This is a genomic window from Microbacterium soli, assembly GCF_039539005.1.
GTDB classification, from domain to species: Bacteria; Actinomycetota; Actinomycetes; order Actinomycetales; family Microbacteriaceae; genus Microbacterium; species Microbacterium soli.
In genome coordinates this window covers 417,032-433,270 of record NZ_BAABCP010000002.1, presented here as the reverse complement: position 1 = coordinate 433,270, position 16,239 = coordinate 417,032, and the positions used below count along the sequence as shown (strand labels likewise).

The 16,239-nt window shown below is 68.8% G+C and carries 19 protein-coding genes and 1 tRNA gene; 3 read left to right on the top strand and 17 right to left on the bottom strand.

Translation table 11 applies throughout. The annotated features are described in order from the left end of the window. Window positions 1–18 precede the first annotated feature (18 nt). From ABD770_RS14335 to ABD770_RS14295, 9 genes are all read right to left on the bottom strand, one after another. Window positions 19–213: a hypothetical protein gene (locus ABD770_RS14335; RefSeq protein WP_344820357.1), complete on the bottom strand. Its 195-nt coding sequence runs from the start codon at window positions 211–213 to the stop codon at window positions 19–21. An 11-nt stretch (window positions 214–224) separates the two neighbouring features. Continuing rightward, entirely contained in the window at window positions 225–1,826 is a 1,602-nt protein-coding gene (locus ABD770_RS14330; protein ID WP_344820356.1) for a hypothetical protein, read from the bottom strand. 82 nt (window positions 1,827–1,908) lie between these two features. Further along, window positions 1,909–2,241, bottom strand: a complete 333-nt coding sequence (locus tag ABD770_RS14325; protein WP_344820355.1) for a hypothetical protein — start codon at window positions 2,239–2,241, stop codon at window positions 1,909–1,911. A 244-nt stretch (window positions 2,242–2,485) separates the two neighbouring features. Next, on the bottom strand, window positions 2,486–3,778 hold the full coding sequence (locus tag ABD770_RS14320; protein WP_344820354.1) for a DNA primase family protein: 1,293 nt from the start codon (window positions 3,776–3,778) through the stop codon (window positions 2,486–2,488). Further along, a complete protein-coding gene (locus tag ABD770_RS14315; RefSeq protein ID WP_344820353.1) occupies window positions 3,771–4,241 on the bottom strand; it encodes a hypothetical protein in 471 nt (156 codons plus the stop codon). Before ABD770_RS14315 ends, ABD770_RS14320 begins: the two co-directional genes overlap by 8 nt. Beyond that, complete coding sequence (locus ABD770_RS14310) at window positions 4,234–4,398, bottom strand: hypothetical protein (protein ID WP_344820352.1); 165 nt, start codon at window positions 4,396–4,398, stop codon at window positions 4,234–4,236. Before ABD770_RS14310 ends, ABD770_RS14315 begins: the two co-directional genes overlap by 8 nt. 85 nt (window positions 4,399–4,483) lie before the next feature. Next, window positions 4,484–4,819 (bottom strand): hypothetical protein, encoded by a 336-nt coding sequence (locus ABD770_RS14305; RefSeq protein WP_344820351.1) that lies wholly within the window; start codon window positions 4,817–4,819, stop codon window positions 4,484–4,486. Next, the gene (locus ABD770_RS14300) at window positions 4,786–5,007 is read right to left on the bottom strand and encodes a hypothetical protein (RefSeq protein ID WP_344820350.1); all 222 of its coding nucleotides are present in this window, start codon (window positions 5,005–5,007) and stop codon (window positions 4,786–4,788) included. The genes ABD770_RS14305 and ABD770_RS14300 overlap by 34 nt, the downstream gene beginning before the upstream one ends. Window position 5,008: 1 nt before the next feature. Next, on the bottom strand, window positions 5,009–5,188 hold the full coding sequence (locus ABD770_RS14295; protein ID WP_344820349.1) for a helix-turn-helix domain-containing protein: 180 nt from the start codon (window positions 5,186–5,188) through the stop codon (window positions 5,009–5,011). Window positions 5,189–5,294: 106 nt separating this feature from the next. Between ABD770_RS14295 and ABD770_RS14980 the strand changes: the two genes are divergently transcribed. Further along, entirely contained in the window at window positions 5,295–5,567 is a 273-nt protein-coding gene (locus ABD770_RS14980; RefSeq protein ID WP_425562782.1) for a helix-turn-helix domain-containing protein, read from the top strand. Here the strand turns inward: ABD770_RS14980 and ABD770_RS14290 are convergent. From ABD770_RS14290 to def, 3 genes are all read right to left on the bottom strand, one after another. Continuing rightward, window positions 5,529–5,601, bottom strand: a tRNA-Asn gene (locus ABD770_RS14290). The genes ABD770_RS14980 and ABD770_RS14290 overlap by 39 nt on opposite strands. 95 nt (window positions 5,602–5,696) lie before the next feature. Continuing rightward, window positions 5,697–6,683: a diaminopimelate dehydrogenase gene (locus ABD770_RS14285; protein ID WP_344820348.1), complete on the bottom strand. Its 987-nt coding sequence runs from the start codon at window positions 6,681–6,683 to the stop codon at window positions 5,697–5,699. Between the two features lie 6 nt (window positions 6,684–6,689). Beyond that, window positions 6,690–7,256 carry a peptide deformylase gene (gene def / locus ABD770_RS14280; RefSeq protein WP_344820347.1) on the bottom strand — a complete coding sequence of 189 codons (567 nt, stop codon included), beginning with the start codon at window positions 7,254–7,256 and terminating at the stop codon, window positions 6,690–6,692. Window positions 7,257–7,329: 73 nt separating this feature from the next. Between def and ABD770_RS14275 the strand changes: the two genes are divergently transcribed. Continuing rightward, window positions 7,330–8,385 (top strand): DMT family transporter, encoded by a 1,056-nt coding sequence (locus tag ABD770_RS14275; RefSeq protein ID WP_344820449.1) that lies wholly within the window; start codon window positions 7,330–7,332, stop codon window positions 8,383–8,385. On the opposite strand, the gene pgl is transcribed toward ABD770_RS14275, so the two are convergent. From pgl to tkt, 5 genes are all read right to left on the bottom strand, one after another. Then, the gene (gene pgl, locus ABD770_RS14270) at window positions 8,379–9,158 is read right to left on the bottom strand and encodes a 6-phosphogluconolactonase (protein ID WP_344820346.1); all 780 of its coding nucleotides are present in this window, start codon (window positions 9,156–9,158) and stop codon (window positions 8,379–8,381) included. The two genes, ABD770_RS14275 and pgl, sit on opposite strands and share 7 nt — an antisense overlap. Before the next feature lie 4 nt (window positions 9,159–9,162). Further along, the gene (locus ABD770_RS14265) at window positions 9,163–10,098 is read right to left on the bottom strand and encodes a glucose-6-phosphate dehydrogenase assembly protein OpcA (protein ID WP_344820345.1); all 936 of its coding nucleotides are present in this window, start codon (window positions 10,096–10,098) and stop codon (window positions 9,163–9,165) included. Beyond that, window positions 10,095–11,645, bottom strand: coding sequence for a glucose-6-phosphate dehydrogenase (zwf, locus tag ABD770_RS14260; RefSeq protein WP_344820344.1), 1,551 nt, complete (start codon window positions 11,643–11,645; stop codon window positions 10,095–10,097). Before zwf ends, ABD770_RS14265 begins: the two co-directional genes overlap by 4 nt. Before the next feature lie 198 nt (window positions 11,646–11,843). Further along, window positions 11,844–12,956, bottom strand: coding sequence for a transaldolase (gene tal / locus ABD770_RS14255; protein WP_344820342.1), 1,113 nt, complete (start codon window positions 12,954–12,956; stop codon window positions 11,844–11,846). Beyond that, on the bottom strand, window positions 12,953–15,049 hold the full coding sequence (gene tkt, locus ABD770_RS14250) for a transketolase (RefSeq protein ID WP_344820341.1): 2,097 nt from the start codon (window positions 15,047–15,049) through the stop codon (window positions 12,953–12,955). The genes tal and tkt overlap by 4 nt, the downstream gene beginning before the upstream one ends. A 246-nt stretch (window positions 15,050–15,295) precedes the next feature. Between tkt and ABD770_RS14245 the strand changes: the two genes are divergently transcribed. Continuing rightward, the gene (locus ABD770_RS14245) at window positions 15,296–16,207 is read left to right on the top strand and encodes a heme o synthase (protein WP_425562778.1); all 912 of its coding nucleotides are present in this window, start codon (window positions 15,296–15,298) and stop codon (window positions 16,205–16,207) included. Window positions 16,208–16,239: the final 32 nt, after the last annotated feature.

The following is a 16,239-nucleotide window of genomic DNA, read 5'->3' as shown; positions in this document are numbered from 1 at the left end:
ACATCCCACAGCTGAAAATCACACGGCGAGTCGCGCCTTCCGTTTCGCCTCCGAGAGCGCGTCCTGCGCCTGCGTAGATCCCGGGTGAGTACGCTTCTCGTGCGCGGCCGCGGCCTCCCACGCCTCGAGCTTCGTGAACGCCATGACATACCAGACCTGGCATACATCGCAGCCAACGACGATGCTCTCGCGGGTGACGTCGAGATAGATCATCAGGTGTCCTCTCAGAAGTGGAATGCGTCGGCGGGGTTGACGTGGGTCGGGGCGTCGGCGAGGAACCGCAGCGCGAGCGCGGCCGCCTCCAACGGGGTCACGTCCGCTTCGGGGTCATCCTTCGGCGGGCCGAACCGCCACGTGCCGTAGTTCCCGAACGCCTGCCGGGTCGCGATCCGCGCGGCCTTCTCCAACGCCGGGTGGTGGAAGATGATCAGGTCGTCATCCTCGAGGGCCTTCATCAGCCCGACCGCCGACCCCGGAATGTCGGCCGGTTTCGTCGCCTCGAGTTTCGGCCGCGGCGACGCCTTCGCGATCTCCTGCTCGGCGATCTGCTCCGTGTACCCGCGCTTGTCGTAGACCAGCGTCACCGGGCGCCGGCGCAACCGGACGAGCACTTCGCGGGCGAGCCCGGTCGTGCCCTGCTGCCACCACCACAGCGCGACCGCCCGCTTGCGCACGACCTCGCCAGTTGCCGCGGTCACCAGATCGCCGTCCTCTTCGTGCTCCCACGCGACCGCGAGGGATGCAGCATGCCCGAGGTGGTGCACCTTCAGCGCGGCCGCGAACCGCGCCGGCGGCTCAGGCGGGGTGCCCTTGCGCAGCGCACGCTCGAGCATCGCCGGCGGGATGATGACATCCGCCGCCCCCTCGAATCCGAACTGGCCGCCGTACTCGATCAGGAAGTCGTCCAGCGGTGCCCGGTCGAAGCTGCGCTTCGGCGCGTCGGTGAGGGTCGTGAATCCCATGCCTGGATGCGTCCGCTCGATCCACTCCCGCATCCGCCCGCCCGTCGCGCCGGTCTTCGGGTGCGGGACGTCCGGCTCCCACGAGACCAGCTCGGCACGGTCGACGTTCTCGGGGATCCCGTGCCAGGCGACCGCGGCATCCTCGTCGTGCAGGTTGTCCCACAGCAGCTGCTCCGTCCGCCACTTCGCGCCGGTCCCGGCGAGCACGAACTGCGCACCCGGCTTCGTGTCCATCGTCGGAATCACAGCCCGGATCACGTCCGCCCCCTGCTCGACGTCCGCCTCGCCGGCCTCATCCCCGAACGCCATATCGAACCCGCCGGAGCGGAACATGTCACCGTTCGGGGTGCCGACCAGCAGCAACGAACCGGTGTCACGGAACAGCAGCTGCTCACCACCCTTAGATAGTCCGATCTTGATCGGCGCCGTGCGCTCCTCGGGCCACAGCTTGAGCAGGTGCTTCACGATGTCCTCGCGGAACCGCTGCCCCGCCTTCGCGCCGGTCGTGAACATCGTCCACCCCACCGTGTAGTCCTCGCGCGACCAGCACCGCCCCAGCATCACAGCCTGCACAGCGGTCGTCTTCGTCGACCGGCGGGGCTCGAAGATCACGTTCATGAACTTCCCCGCGGCGAGCAGGTCCGCGATCATCAGCTGCATCGGCGACGGCCCGAACCCGAGATCGCCGGCGCGCTGACGTTCGTCGAGGCGCAGCAGCCGAGACCCCTGGATGAACTCGCCGCGCGCCTGCTCAGTGGTCACGAGCGCGTCGAGCCGGATCGGTGACAGGTGCTCGATCCGCGACCGCCACTCGAGCCAGTTCGCCTCCGACCACAGATCGGACAGAGTCGGGGTGACGGTCATGCGAACCTCCAGTTCAGGGGGAGAATCTGCTGATGGAGCCGAAGGCGGGGGTTGCGCCGACTCTCAAAAAAGACCGGCCCCGTCACCACGGAGCGAGCCCGTCGCCGCCGCGACGACCACCCGCCGCCGGCGGACGTGGAGTACTCGACGCCCGGCCGCGCCGCGCGTTGGTGATCGCCGCGCCCATGCGGCCGCCGTCGCGCCGGTTGCACCGCACGCACTCGGGTGCGAGGTTCGAGCGGGCATGCCCACCGGCCGGGTCGAGGTGCCCGACGTCGAACCGCATGCCCGGCTCGATCACGCATCCGCAGCGCCAGCAGCGGACCTCGGAGCCCAGCCGCCAGGCACGACGCACCTGCGCACGGACGATCCGAGCGTTGCGCAGATACTCGGGGTCCCGATGCTTGGTACTCATCGGTCCAGCCGGTCCAAGCAGTTGTCCATCTATTACCATTCACTCTCTTATGCGTAAGGGTGGAGTAGAGGTTGGACCGCTTGGACCAACCCGCTCCCCCACTGGGAACCCGCTTGGACCGCGCCTGGACCGCGGTCCTAGACCACCCGTGATATTCACGGCGAAGCTCGTCATTCTGTGGGGTGCGGGGAGCGGGACGGCGGCCGCCAGCCTGGACCACCCGCGCACGCCTGGACCGCATGACTCAGTCCTCCGTGGCCGACAGGGTGACGCTGATGCCCTGGTAGCGCCACGTGCGGGTGAAGCCGTCCCGGGGTCGGGACTTGGTCACGCCGAGCTGCTTGAGACGCATGCCCAGTGGCCCGGACGCGAGCGGGGTGTACCCGTTGCGCCGGCACCAGCCCTGGTAGCGGCGGTAGACGTCCGCGCACGCGCTGGACTCGTCCGGGCCCTGGTGCACGGCGTCGTCCTCGTCGAGCCACAGCATGAACGGGTCGGCGGCATCGTGCAGGCGGGTGGTGGCCTCACGGGCGACCTGCGGCGGGTCGAACCGGCCGCGCGCCATGAGCCGGCGCAGACCTTCCATCGCCCAGTTGAAGATCCCCGGTATGTCGTCGAACAGCACCTGCTCGTCGAACGGACCATCGCCCTCGACGCGCCGCGTGAAGTCGATGACCTCCCACCTGCGCCGCCACCCGATCGAGTTATCCGAGGTGCGGAAGAACTCGTTCGACGCGAAGATCGGCACCGCGTACGGGACGAACTCGAACGAGTGCCCGAACTTGCGGGACGCGTTGATCGAGTCACCGCCCGTGATCTCCTTGAGGATCTGCGGATCCTTGAGGAACGAGCTGGACAGGTCACCGCTGATGTTCGCGATCTTCCCGTACAGGCCCGACGTCGCGAACCGGTCCTCGACGAGCTGGTGCATGCTGATGGACGAGTAGTTGTCCTTGCCGAGCATCATGCGCAGCAGCCGCAGCAGTGTGCCCTTGCCGTTGCCGCCCTCGCCGTAGAGCAGGATGATCTTCTGCAGCGGGTTGCCGGTCATCATCGTGTACCCGATGACCTCCCACATGTGCCGGGTCAGGTCTTCGTCGTCGCCGAGCACCTGGCCGAGCCACCGGCGGAACTCGTGCGGGACCGCTGACCGGTCGTGCTCGATCGGCAGCTTGGTCACCGCGCCGAGCATCTCGTTATGCGGGGTGAGGTCGTCGTCCTGCCACCAGTAGATGCCGTTGTCGAGCACGATGTAGTCGAGATAGCCCCGCGGGAGGTCCGGGAGGCCGACCGCGGGCAAGTCGATGTTCAGCAGGTGCGCGGACGACTGCGACTCGATGTTCTTCGTGTACGTCGCGCCGAGCGCGGCCGCGCAGCGCCGGGTGATCACCCGCTCGTCGCGCACATAGACACCGTCGCGGTACTCGTAGAGTTCGCCGGCGAAGTCGCGGCCGAGCTTCGTCGGCTCATGCGCGATGTGATCCGCGAGCAGGGTCGCGTCGAAGCGGCCCGTGTCGGTGTTGATGAAGCTAGGCATCAGCACCCGCCGGGAGGCCGAACTCGCCGGGCACCAGCGTGCGCCCGTCGAAGGTCACCCCGAACGCTGCGGCGGGGATGGGCTCACGGATCCGCCACATGCTGTGGTTGCGCTCGTGGAATCCCGACGCTGCGCAGTCGTAGGCATGGTAGATGAACCCGGTGCCGCGACAGTACAGGCAGTTCGCCCCGGCCCAGTCCAGCAGCTCGTCCGTCCACGGGTCGCGGATCGACGTCCGCCCGGTCCCTATGCACGAGGAGCAGTACATGCATGCCGTCCACCTGCCCATCCCGTCGACGTACCCACCGGCGCCGACGTCGCGCCACTCCCGCGGCGCGCGACCGGACTCCCGGCATCCATGCGTCACGAGGTCACGGTCGGGATGCTTGCACCCGCGCGATATCGGTGCGTCCTCGTCGGGCAGCGCCCACTCGTCGCCGAGCAGGTCCAGCAGGTCACTCATCGCGACTCCCAACCTCGCGTACCGTGATCAGGCCGAAGTGCTCGGCGAGGTTGTGTTCGACCGAACGCCGACCAGCCTCGTCAAGGTCGGCAACGCTCGGCTGATCGGCAACGAGCTCCTGCCACCCACACTCCGAGCAGGCCGCATAGAGGCTCATCGCGTTCTCCGATCGTCGATCCAGCAGCCGAGCCTGTACGCGAGCCACGCACCGGCCGCGATGAGGATGTACACGCCGTTGATGATCATGAGCCGGCCTCATTCGCGAGGGCGTCGGCGAGGGCGCCGAGGCGGGCGCGGGCATCCATCAGCTGCACCTGCACGGCCTCGAGGTCGAGCCAGGTCGGCTTCTCGGGCGCGAAGCCGAGCAGGAACTCGGTCATGCGCACGTGCTCGAGCGCAGCGCGCACGTCGTCCCAGATCGCGACGTCGCGGTGCTCGGGGCGCGGGTACACCATCGTGTGCGTCCCGTCGTCGTTGTGCTGGATGTCGATCGCGCGTGTGATCGCCGCGACGCCGGTGTCGCACTCCCGGCAGCGCAGGAACGTCAGCGCGCTGTGGTTCTCACGCCGTCCGGCCATAGCCATGCTCCGTTCTCGTCTCGTCCTTGAGAGGCCCGCATGTGCATCTCGTGCAGTTCCTCGGGCGTGTAGTTCGCGGCCGCGTACCAGTGGTCCCGGTCGACCGTGAGCCGGTAGACCTCGGCCTCGAGCTGCTCGATCCGCCGACGCATGAACAGCCACGTCTCATAGCTGATGTGAGTGGACATGTCACGATGCCGGCTCCCACGGCTCGCGCGAGAGGATCGCCTCGACGGCAGCCGCCGAGAATCGTCTGTGGCCGGATGGGAGCCGGGAGGGGCGCAGCTTGCCGGCCTCGACGTATCGGGCAAGGGTGCTGCGGCTGATGCCGAGGGCGGCCATAGTCTCGGCAGGCGTGAGAGTTTGCACGTCGCGTATAGGAGCCATGCGAAGCACCGTAACATACACGTCGTGCATATCGTGTCATCTCGTGTCATTCATTGCGATATGACACGGTTTGACATATGATCGCGGAATGAGCAACGTCATCCAGATGCCGGAACGCCGGCCAGTGAATCAGCGCGTCGGGCTGAACGTCAGCCTGATCATGCGCATGCGCGGCAAGACGCAGGCTCAGTTGGCCGGGGTGCTCGGGATCACGCAAGCCTCCGCCAGCCGGCGCATCAGCGGAATGTCGCCATGGACCCCAGACGAGCTAGAGGCGACCGCCGCGTTTTTGAATGTCGCGATCGGTCGCCTCTTTGAAGAGCTCCCCGGCTTGGACTCGAACCAAGAACCTGCCGGTTAACAGCCGGCTGCTCTGCCAATTGAGCTACCGAGGATCATGCTCCCCGCGGGCGGGCCACTCGTTCAGCTTAGCAAATCCCACAGCGGGGGCCGAACACGGGCGACCTCCCGGGCGTGGCGCGCGTCCTGCTCAGAGGAGCTCTGCGCGCAGCGCCTCGGGGGACTTCGGGGAGAGCAGGCCGGGAGCCACGTCGAACGGCGTCTTCGCACCGTGATCGCCGGCGGACGCCAGGCGTGCGGCCGCACGGGCGTACGCCACCAGCACGCTCGCCGTGAACTCCGGGTTGGAGTCCAGCGCCAGCCGGAACTCGACGGTCTGCGTCGTGCCGGAGGAGGTCGTGCCGCTGCGGATCACGAAGCCGCCGTGCGGCGCTCCGGCGTGATCGCGGGCGAGCTCCTCGGCCGTGATGAAGTGCACGGTCGTGTCGTACGGCTCGAAGTAGTCCGGCATCGTCACGATCGCCTCGCGCACGGCGTCGGCGTCGGCACCGTCCTCCAAGACGACGAAGCACTCCCTGGTGTGCTTGTCCCTCGTGCTCAGGACGGGGCTCTCCCCGGCGCGCACGCGGGCCATCGCCTCCTCGGAGGGGATGGTGTACTGCACGCCGCCGGCGACGCCGGGGATCCGGCGGATGGCATCCGAATGCCCCTGGCTGAGGCCGCGACCCCAGAACGTGTGCGTGGCGCCCTGCGGGAGGATGGCCTCGCCGTACAGCCGCTGCAGCGAGAACAGGCCGGGGTCCCACCCCGTCGAGATGATCGCGGTGGTGCCGGCGGCTCTCGCGGACGCGTCCACCGCGGCGAAGTGCTCGGGGATGCGCGGATGCGTGTCGAAGCTGTCGACGAGGCTGTACGCGGAGGCCAGCTGCGGGCTCTGCAGGGGGAGGTCGCTCCGGGAGCCGCCGCACAGCACGAGGACGTCGATCTCGTCCTGCAGCCCGGCGAGGTCGTCGATCCCGCGCACCGTGGTGCTCTCCGACGCCGGGACGACGGAGGACGGGGCGCGCCGGGTGAACACGCCCGCCGGTCGCATGTCGGGGTTCGCTCCGATCGCGCGCTCGACGCCTCGTCCCAGGTTCCCGTAGCCGACGATGCCGACTCTGATCGGTTCTGCCATGATGTCTCAGCCCTCCAGATCGTCGACGCCGGGGACCCAGCTGCCCCCGCCGCGGGACCAGCCGCGCTTGCGCGCGATCTTCTGCACGGTCCGCCCGTCGGCCTCGGACAGGCGATCGACGTAGAGGATGCCGTCGAGGTGGTCGTACTCGTGCTGCATGATGCGGGCCCGCCACCCGTCCACCTCGATGCGTACGGGTGCGCCTTCGAGGTCCGTCCCGGTGACGAGCACGCGCTCCGAACGACGCAGCGGGAATCGCTCGCCCGGAAAGGACAGGCAGCCCTCCGACTCCTCATCCGGGTCGGGGGAGCCCGGCACGGTCGGCGCCATCCACAGCACCGGGTTGATGATCTCGCCGCGCCAGGGGCGTTCGTCGTCGTCCACGTACGAGTACACGTAGATGCGCAGCGACACGCCCACCTGGGGGGCCGCGAGTCCCACACCGGGAGCGAGATCCATGGTCTCGTACATGTCCGCGACGAGCGCGCGGACCTCATCGGTGATCTCGTCGACCTCGGCGGCGGGGGAGTGCAGCACGGGATCGCCCATGATACGGATCGGAAGAACAGCCACGCATCAACCCTACTGGGCCGCACCTGCCGGGTAGGGTGAGACAGTGCATCTAGGGGTGGAGTTCACGGCCGATATGGGCGATCAGCTGATCGGCGTCTTCCAGAACCCCGCTCTGCTGCTGGGCATCCCGCTCGCTCTCGCCGGGGCCGTCTTCATGTCCCTCGGAGCGCAGTATCAGCACCGCGGGGTGGAGAAGGTCGAGAGGATCACCGGCGCGGACGGCACGGCCGGCCTCAGCGCCGCTCAGATCAGAGGTCTCCTCACACGTCCCTCCTGGATCGTGGGCACGCTCATGCTGGGCTTCGCGATCGTCTGCCAGCTCAGCGCCATGGCCATCGCCCCGCTGATCGTCGTGCAGCCACTGGGTGCGGTGGCGCTCGTGGTGACGACGCTGCTGAACGCCCGCGTCTCCGGGCACACGCCCACCAGGAGGTCGCTGACCGCGATCGGCAGTTGCCTGGGCGGCATCTTCCTCTTCGTCGCACTCGCGGCGCTCTACGCCACCGAGCGCGAGATCAGCAACGAGGATCTGTTCATGATCCTCACGGTGCTGCTGCTGGTGATCATCGTGCTGGGGGCGTGCTGGCTGATCCTGCGTCGTCGCATGCGCGCGCTGTTCTACGTGACGGGGGCCGGCATCCTGTACGGCTTCGTCGCCACGCTCGCGAAGGCGGTGATCAGCCGCATCCAGTCCGGGAACTTCGAGTGGCTGACGGTCGTGTGCCTCATCGCGCTCATCGCCGCGGCGGCGGTCGGGGCGTACTTCGTGCAGACGGCCTACAGTTCGGGCCCGCCCGACCTCGTCATCGCGGGTCTCACGGTCATCGACCCCATCGTCGCGGTGCTCATCGGCGCTCTCGTGCTGGGCGAGGCGGATGCCGCGCCGGTGCCCGTGCTGATCATGTTCGTCGTCGCCGGCGCGATAGCCGTGTTCGGTGTGTTCGGTCTCGCCCGATATCACCCGCAGGTGCTCAGCGAGAGCCAGGAGTTGGGGATCCGGCGCGGCAGCGATGGCGCGGATGCCGGAGCCGGCGCCGCCGAGAGCGCGGCGGACCGTCACGATGCGCGGCGATGGGACGACCCGCACGGGCCGCGGTCCCCGGGGTCGGGGGGAGCGGGGCCTCAGTAGTCGCGGTCGATGAGGTCGGGGGAGACCTCGGATGCCGCCGCCTCGTCGACGAAGAACACCGTGCGACGGCGCCCTTTCGCTCCGGCGACGGGCACCGTCGCATAACTGGCTCCCGCCAGTGCGAGGCCCAGAGCGGATGCCTTGTCGGAGCCCGTCAGCACCATCCAGACCCGCTTCGAGGAGTTCAGCACGGGCCTGGTGAGGGTGATCCGCTCCGGGGGCGGCTTGGGGGAGTCGCGCACCGGCAGCGCTGCGACATCCGTCACCGTCACCTCCGGGCGGTCGGGGAAGAGCGAGGCGATATGACCGTCCGGTCCCACGCCCAGGAAGCACACGGCGAACGACGGCCACCCCTCGCCGGACTTGCTGAACCGGGCGAGCTCGGCGGCGTATGCGGCCGCTGCGTCGTCCAGGCTCAGTCCATCGGAGGGCGCAGCCGTCTCATGGATGTTCTCCGCGGGGATCGACAGCCCGTCCAGCAGCGCCCGTCGCGACTGCAGCGAGTTCCGGTCCGGGTCGTCACGTTCCACGAAGCGCTCGTCGCCCCACCAGAAGTGCACGAGCGACCAGTCGATCGTCTGGATGCGCTCGTCCTCGGCGGCTGCGGCCAGCACCGCGCCGCCCATCGATCCGCCGGTCAGGCAGATGTGCGCGATGCGGCCGTTGCGGGTCCGTGCGACCACACGGGTCAGGAACCGATCGGCGACCCGGGTGGCCAGAGCCGCCGGTGTCGACTCGACGACGACCGTTTTGACCGATCCGTCCACCGCCATGTGATCACACTCCCTTGTCCGCCGGGCCCAGCCGGGCCCAGCCCTCCGTGATGACTCGACCGTACAGCACATCGGCGTCGAGCCTGCGCAACTCCTCGGCCAGGCATTCGCGCAGGGTGCGGCGAGGCAGATGGAGGTCGTGGTCGGGCTGGCCGGGCTGGGTCAGCACGGCGACGCCCGGTGCCGGACGCTCCAGCAGGATGTCTCCGCCGGCGCGCGTCAGACGCACGGACTTGATGCCCTCCTGCCAGGTCTCCGGTGACTCGTAGGACCAGCTCACCGGGACGTCGAGGGCCATCCGCAGCCATGCGGCGAGCAGGGCCGTCGAGGGGGAGGCGGCGGAGCCGCGCACCTCGACGGCGGTGATGCGCTCGTACGGCGGCTGGTCCAGCACGGCGGCCAGCTGCTCGCGCCAGTGCGTGAGCCTGGTCCATGCCAGATCGGTGTCCCCCGGGACGTGGGTCTTGCCCAGCAGCGCGAGGCGATCGCGGACGTCGGGGGAGGTCGCCGCGTCGGTGATGCGGCGCTGCGCGATGCGGCCGAGGGGGGATGCCGCGGCATCCGTCGGCGCCTCGTCGGGCCACCATGCGACCACGGGGGCGTCGGGGAGCAGGAGCCCGGTGACCAGGCTCTCCTCGTTGCTCGCCGCTTCGCCGAACGCGCGCAGCACGACCACCTCGCTGGCACCGGCGTCCCCGCCGACGCGGATCTGCGCGTCGAGGTGGGATTCGCCCTCGCCCGTGATCAGCACGATCACGCGCATGGGGTGCTCACGGGATGCATCGTTGGCCGCGTCGATGGCGGCCTCCGCCACACCGTTGCGGGCGGCGATGAGCAGCGTCAGCACGCGCCCGAGGGCGACCGCTCCGCCCTCCTCGCGCACGTTCACCAGCTGCTTGGCGACCTGACTGACCGTGGTGTCGGGAAGGTCGATGATCATGGGCGTCTCCAGACTCGGCCGTCGCGGGCCAGCAGGGCGTCGGCGGATGCCGGGCCCCAGGAACCGGGTGAATACTGCTCGAGGGGTGTGTGCAGGGTCGACCAGTACTTCTCCACGGGGTCGAGGATCTTCCAGGAGAGCTCGACCTCCTCGTGGCGGGGGAACAGCGGCGGGTCGCCCAGGAGCACATCGAGGATGAGGCGCTCGTACGCCTCGGGGCTCGCCTCGGTGAAGGCGTGTCCGTAGCCGAAGTCCATCGTGACGTCCCGCACGTTGGCGCCGCTGCCCGGCACCTTGGACCCGAACCGGATGGTCACGCCCTCGTCGGGCTGGACGCGGATGACCAGGGCGTTCTGGCCCAGTTCGGAGGTCTGCGCGCGACCGAAGAGGTGCTCTGGCGCACGCTTGAACACGACGGCGATCTCCGTGACGCGGCGGCCCAGGCGCTTGCCCGTGCGCAGGTAGAACGGCACGCCCGCCCACCGGCGGGTGTCGATCTCCAGCTTGATGGCCGCGTAGGTCTCGGTGGACGACTGGGGGGCCATGCCGTCCTCCTCGAGGAAGCCGTTGACCTTCTCGCCGCCCTGCCAGCCGCCGGCGTACTGTCCGCGGGCGGTGGCGAGGGAGAGGTCGTCGGGAAGGCGCACGGCCTCGAGGACCTTCTCCTTCTCGGCGCGCAGGTGGTCGGCCGACATGCTGATCGGTTCCTCCATGGCCGTCAGCGCCAGCAGCTGGAGCAGGTGGTTCTGGATGACGTCGCGGGCAGCACCGATGCCGTCGTAGTAGCCGGCCCGGCCGCCGACGCCGATGTCCTCGGCCATCGTGATCTGGACGTGGTCGACGTAGTTGCGATTCCACAGCGGCTCGTACAGTTCGTTGGCGAAGCGCAGCGCGAGGATGTTCTGCACCGTCTCCTTGCCGAGGTAGTGATCGATGCGGAAGATCGAGTCGGCCGGGAACGCGTCCTCGAGCGCCTTGTTCAGCGCGCGGGCGGAGTCCAGGTCGTGTCCGAAGGGCTTCTCGATGACCACGCGCCGCCAGTGCGTGTCGTCCTCGTTCTGCGCGCCGACCAGCCCGGAGGCCCGCAGCTGCCGGGTGACCTCGGGGAAGGCCTTCGGCGGGATCGACAGGTAGTACGCGTGGTTGCCCATCGTGCCGCGTTCGACGTCGAGTCGCTCGACGGTCTCGCGGAGGCGCAGGAACGCATCGGCGTCGTCGAAGGTTCCCTGCACGAACCGGATGCCCTGCAGCAGCTGCTGCCAGGTCTCCTCGCGGAACTCGGTGCGAGCGTGCTCCTTGACCGCCTCGTAGACGACCTGGGCGAAGTCCTGATCCTCCCAGTCCCGGCGGGCGAAGCCCACCAGGGCGAAGCCCGGTGGCAGCAGGCCGCGGTTGGCGAGGTCGTAGACGGCGGGCATGAGCTTCTTGCGCGACAGATCGCCGGTCACACCGAAGATCACCAGCGCACTGGGACCTGCGATGCGATGCAGACGGCGATCATCGGGATCGCGGAGCGGGTTGTGCCCGCGTGAGATGGAAGCGGTCATCGGTGGGGTATCTCCAGATCTGGGATCACTGAGCGGCGGGCGACGGATGCCGGGCGCCGACGTGCGTCGTGAACGCGGCGCCGGGGCATCCGCTCCCCGCGGAAGGGGATCGCCGTCCGGCCACGCGCGGCGCGTCGAGTCGGGGGACGGAAGCCTCCGTCACGGCCCGCCTCGGGCGCGTCGCGCGCACCGGGACGATCATCGCGCGGCGGCCAGCCCCTCGGTGACCTGGGCGAGCAGGCCGTGCCAGGAGTCGATGAACTTGGCCACCCCTTCGTCCTCGAGCACCTGGGTGACATCGTCGAAGTCGACGCCGACGGACTTGAGGCCCGCGAACACCTCGCGGGAGGACTCGTAGGTCGAGGTCACCGTGTCGCCGGTGACGACCCCGTGGTCGTAGGTCGCCTCCATGGTCTTCTCCGGCATGGTGTTGACGACACCGGGGGCGACCAGACCGGTCACATACAGCGTGTCCGGCAGCGCGGGATCCTTGACGCCGGTGGACGCCCACAGCGGACGCTGCAGCGTGGCTCCGGCATCCAGGAGGGCCTTCGCCCGGTCACCGGCGAAGCTCTTCTCGTACAGCTCGTACGCGAGACGCGCATTGGCGAGGCCGGCCCTGCCCTTCAGCGCCAGCGCCTCCTCGGTGCCGATCGCCGCGAGGCGCTTGTCGGTCTCGGTGTCCACGCGCGACACGAAGAACGACGCCACGGAGTGGATGGTCGACAGGTCGATGCCGGCCGCCTTCGCGGTCTCCAGGCCCGTCAGGTACGCGTCGATGACCTCGGCGTAGCGCTCCAGGCTGAAGATCAGGGTGACGTTGACGCTGATGCCCGCACCGATCGCCGCGGCGATGGCGGGCAGGCCCGCCTTGGTCGCGGGGATCTTCACGAGCAGGTTGGGACGGTCCACGCGCTCCCACAGGTCCTTCGCCTGGGCGATCGTGCCGTCGGTGTCGTGCGCGAGATCGGGGGAGACCTCGATGGACACGCGACCGTCCACGTGGTTCGTGGCGTCGTACACGGGCCGGAACACGTCCAGCGCGTCCCGGACGTCCTGGGTGGTCGCCGCGAACACCGCGTCGACCGCGGATGCGCCGGACCGGGCCAACTCGTGGACCTGCGCGTCGTAGGACGTGTCGTCGGGGTTGGTCATCGAGTTCGCGAAGATCGTCGGGTTGGTGGTCACCCCGACGACGTTGCGAGTCTCGATCAGCTGCTTCAGGTTCCCGGAGTGGATCCGGGTACGCGACAGATCGTCCAGCCAGATGCTGACGCCCGCTGCCGAGAGGTCTTCGGTGGGTGTGCTCATGCGTTCTCCTTGATGCTCTCGCGAGCCGCCTCGACGACGGCCTCGGCAGTGATGCCGAACTTCTGGAACAGGGTCTTGTAGTCGGCGGATGCGCCGAAATGGTCGATGCCGATGGAGCGGCCACGGTCTCCCACGATGCCGCGCCAGCTGAGCACCGATCCCGCCTCGACGGACACACGTGCGGTGACGGACTTCGGCAGCACGGACTCCCGGTACGCCTCGTCCTGCTCCGCGAACCACTCCAGCGAGGGCGCGGAGACGACGCGGGCGTTCACGCCCTCGGCGGCGAGCGTCTCACGAGCGGCCACGGCGAGCTGGACCTCCGAGCCGGTGCCGATGAGGATCACGTCGGGCGTTCCACCCGGAGCTTCGGCCAGCACGTACGCACCCTTGGCGGTGCCGTCCGCGGATGCGAACTCGTCGCCGGATGCCGCACCCGTGCCGCGCGCGAAGTTCGGAACGTTCTGACGGGTCAGTGCGATGCCGACCGGTCCGCCGTGGCGGCGGAGGATCTCGAGCCAGGCTGCGGCTGTCTCGTTGCCGTCGGCGGGGCGCACCACCGTGAAGTTCGGGATGGCGCGCAGCGAGGCGATCTGCTCGATGGGCTGGTGGGTCGGGCCGTCCTCGCCGAGGGCGATGGAGTCGTGGGTCCAGACGAAGATGCTCGGGATGTTCATCAGCGCGGCCAGACGGACGGCCGGACGCATGTAGTCGCTGAAGATCAGGAACGTGCCGCCGTAGGCGCGCGTCCGCCCGTGCAGGGTGATGCCGTTGAGGATCGAGCCCATGGCGTGCTCACGGATGCCGAAGTGCAGCACACGACCGTAGGGACCTCCCTTCCAGTCGTGCGTCGACCACTCCTCGGGGATGAAGGACTCCGCCCCGGAGATGGTGGTGTTGTTGGAGCCGGCGAGGTCGGCCGAACCGCCCCACAGCTCGGGGAGCTCGGGCGCCAGGGCGTTGAGGATCTTGCCGGATGCGGCGCGCGTGGAGATCTCGGTGCCGCCCTCGAAGACGGGGAGCGCGCTCTCGATGCCCTCGGGCAGCGCCTCCGCCTCGAGCCGGTCCAGCAGCGCCTTGCGCTCGGGGTTCGCCGCCGCCCAGGCGTCGAACGACTTCTGCCAGTCCGCACGGGCCTCGGCCGCGCGTGCGCCGAGCTCGCGGGTGTGTGCGATGACGGCGTCCTCGACGACGAACGACTGCTCGGGGTCGAAGCCGAGGAGCCTCTTCGTGGCGGCGACCTCGTCGGCGCCCAGCGCGCTGCCGTGCACGGACTCGGAACCGGCCTTGTTGGGGGCGGGCCAGCCGATGATGGTCTTGAGGATGATGAGCGTGGGCTTCGCCGTTTCGGCGCGGCCCTGGGCGATGGCGTCGTCGAGCTCCTTCACGTCCTCGACGTACTCGCCGGTGCGACGCCAGTCGACCTCGAGCACCTGCCAGCCGTAGGACTCGTAGCGTGCGCGGACGTCCTCCGTGAAGGCGACGTTCGTGTCGCCCTCGATGGAGATCTGGTTGGAGTCGTAGATGGCGATGAGGTTGCCGAGCCTCTGGTGGCCGGCGAGCGACGACGCCTCGCTGGTCACGCCCTCCTGCAGGTCGCCGTCGCCGGCGATCACGTAGACGAAGTGGTCGAAGGGACTGGTCCCGGCTGCGGCATCCGGGTCGAACAGGCCGCGCTCGTAGCGGGATGCGTAGGCGAACCCGACCGCGGAGGCCAGCCCCTGCCCGAGCGGGCCGGTGGTGATCTCGATGCCCTTGGTGTGGTGGTACTCGGGGTGACCGGGGGTCAGCGAGCCCCACGTGCGCAGCGCCTCGAGATCGCTCAGCTCCAGACCGAAACCTCCGAGATAGAGCTGCACGTACTGGGTGAGGGAGGAGTGCCCCACGGAGAGGATGAAGCGGTCGCGTCCGAGCCAGTCGACGTCTGTCGGGTCGTGCCGCATGACCCGCTGATACAGCAGGTAGGCGACCGGCGCGAGACTCATCGCCGTCCCGGGATGGCCGTTGCCGACCTTCTGCACAGCGTCCGCCGCGAGGACCCTTGCGGTGTCAACCGCCCGACGGTCGAGGTCGTCCCACTGAAGATCTGCCACGGTCATACTCCTTCTGACACATTCGAAGGCGCCCGTATTCCTGCGCGCTCCGCGTCGTCACGGAGGAGAGATGATGCGCAAGGGGCACGCGAGTCGTTTCAGCATACAGTCGCGCAGGAGCGCGGCGGATGACCATTTCAGGTCTCGGGCACCCGGTCGGGGTGCTGCGCGGGCGACGGTCCGACACGCCGGTGCCATAGACTGGAAGGAGTGTCCGTTCGCCCGCAGAAGGAGAGGATCGCGATCTTGTCGACATCGCAGGCCGCTGTGACGGAGTACTCGTTCGGCCAGAGGATCCGCGGGTACTTCGCGCTCACCAAGCCGCGTGTCATGGAGCTGCTGCTGGTCTCCACCGTGCCGGTGATGTTCCTCGCGCAGGGTGGTCTTCCGAACCTGTGGCTCATCGTCGCGACGGTCTTCGGCGGGGCGATGAGCGCCGCGTCGGCGGCATCCTTCAACATGTATCTGGACCGCGACATCGACGTGCACATGAAGCGCACCGAGAACCGCCCGCTGGTCACCGGCGAGGTGTCCCCGCGCGGTGCGCTGGTGTTCTCGTGGGTCCTCGCGGTCGTCTCGACGGCCTGGCTGCTGGCCTTCACCAACTGGCTGGCGGCGTCGCTGTCGGCGTTCGCCATCTTCTTCTACGTCGTGATCTACACGATGATCCTCAAGCGCCGCACCGAGCAGAACATCATCTGGGGCGGCATCGCGGGCTGTTTCCCCGTGCTGATCGGCTGGACCGCCGTGACCGGTTCGCTGGACTGGCCGCCCTTCGTGCTGTTCGTCCTCATCTTCCTGTGGACCCCGCCGCACTACTGGCCGCTGTCGATGAAGTACCGCAGCGACTACGACGACGTCGACGTGCCGATGCTGGGCGTGACGCGCCCGGCATCGCAGGTGGGTCTGCAGGTGATCCTGTACGCGTGGGCGACCGTGGCCTGTTCGCTGCTGCTGGTCCCCGTGGGCGGGATGGGCATCGTCTACACGGCGTCCGCGCTGGTGTTCGGAGGATGGTTCATCTACGAGTCGCACCGGCTGTACAACCGTGCGCTGCACGGCACCGAGCCCCGCCCGATGCGCGTGTTCCACGCCTCGATCACCTACCTGACGCTGATCTTCCTCTCCGTCGCCGTCGACCCGCTGCTGCCGTTCTGACGGATACTTGCCGGCGCGCGCTGCGCGGTGGC

Coding starts and splice junctions, on each gene's coding strand:
- ABD770_RS14335 (WP_344820357.1), bottom strand. CDS start 213: ATGATCTATCTCGACGTCACCCGCGAGAGCATCGTCGTTGGCTGCGAT.
- ABD770_RS14330 (WP_344820356.1), bottom strand. CDS start 1,826: ATGACCGTCACCCCGACTCTGTCCGATCTGTGGTCGGAGGCGAACTGG.
- ABD770_RS14325 (WP_344820355.1), bottom strand. CDS start 2,241: ATGAGTACCAAGCATCGGGACCCCGAGTATCTGCGCAACGCTCGGATC.
- ABD770_RS14320 (WP_344820354.1), bottom strand. CDS start 3,778: ATGCCTAGCTTCATCAACACCGACACGGGCCGCTTCGACGCGACCCTG.
- ABD770_RS14315 (WP_344820353.1), bottom strand. CDS start 4,241: ATGAGTGACCTGCTGGACCTGCTCGGCGACGAGTGGGCGCTGCCCGAC.
- ABD770_RS14310 (WP_344820352.1), bottom strand. CDS start 4,398: ATGAGCCTCTATGCGGCCTGCTCGGAGTGTGGGTGGCAGGAGCTCGTT.
- ABD770_RS14305 (WP_344820351.1), bottom strand. CDS start 4,819: ATGGCCGGACGGCGTGAGAACCACAGCGCGCTGACGTTCCTGCGCTGC.
- ABD770_RS14300 (WP_344820350.1), bottom strand. CDS start 5,007: ATGTCCACTCACATCAGCTATGAGACGTGGCTGTTCATGCGTCGGCGG.
- ABD770_RS14980 (WP_425562782.1), top strand. CDS start 5,295: ATGAGCAACGTCATCCAGATGCCGGAACGCCGGCCAGTGAATCAGCGC.
- ABD770_RS14285 (WP_344820348.1), bottom strand. CDS start 6,683: ATGGCAGAACCGATCAGAGTCGGCATCGTCGGCTACGGGAACCTGGGA.
- ABD770_RS14275 (WP_344820449.1), top strand. CDS start 7,330: ATGGGCGATCAGCTGATCGGCGTCTTCCAGAACCCCGCTCTGCTGCTG.
- pgl (WP_344820346.1), bottom strand. CDS start 9,158: ATGGCGGTGGACGGATCGGTCAAAACGGTCGTCGTCGAGTCGACACCG.
- ABD770_RS14265 (WP_344820345.1), bottom strand. CDS start 10,098: ATGATCATCGACCTTCCCGACACCACGGTCAGTCAGGTCGCCAAGCAG.
- zwf (WP_344820344.1), bottom strand. CDS start 11,645: ATGACCGCTTCCATCTCACGCGGGCACAACCCGCTCCGCGATCCCGAT.
- tal (WP_344820342.1), bottom strand. CDS start 12,956: ATGAGCACACCCACCGAAGACCTCTCGGCAGCGGGCGTCAGCATCTGG.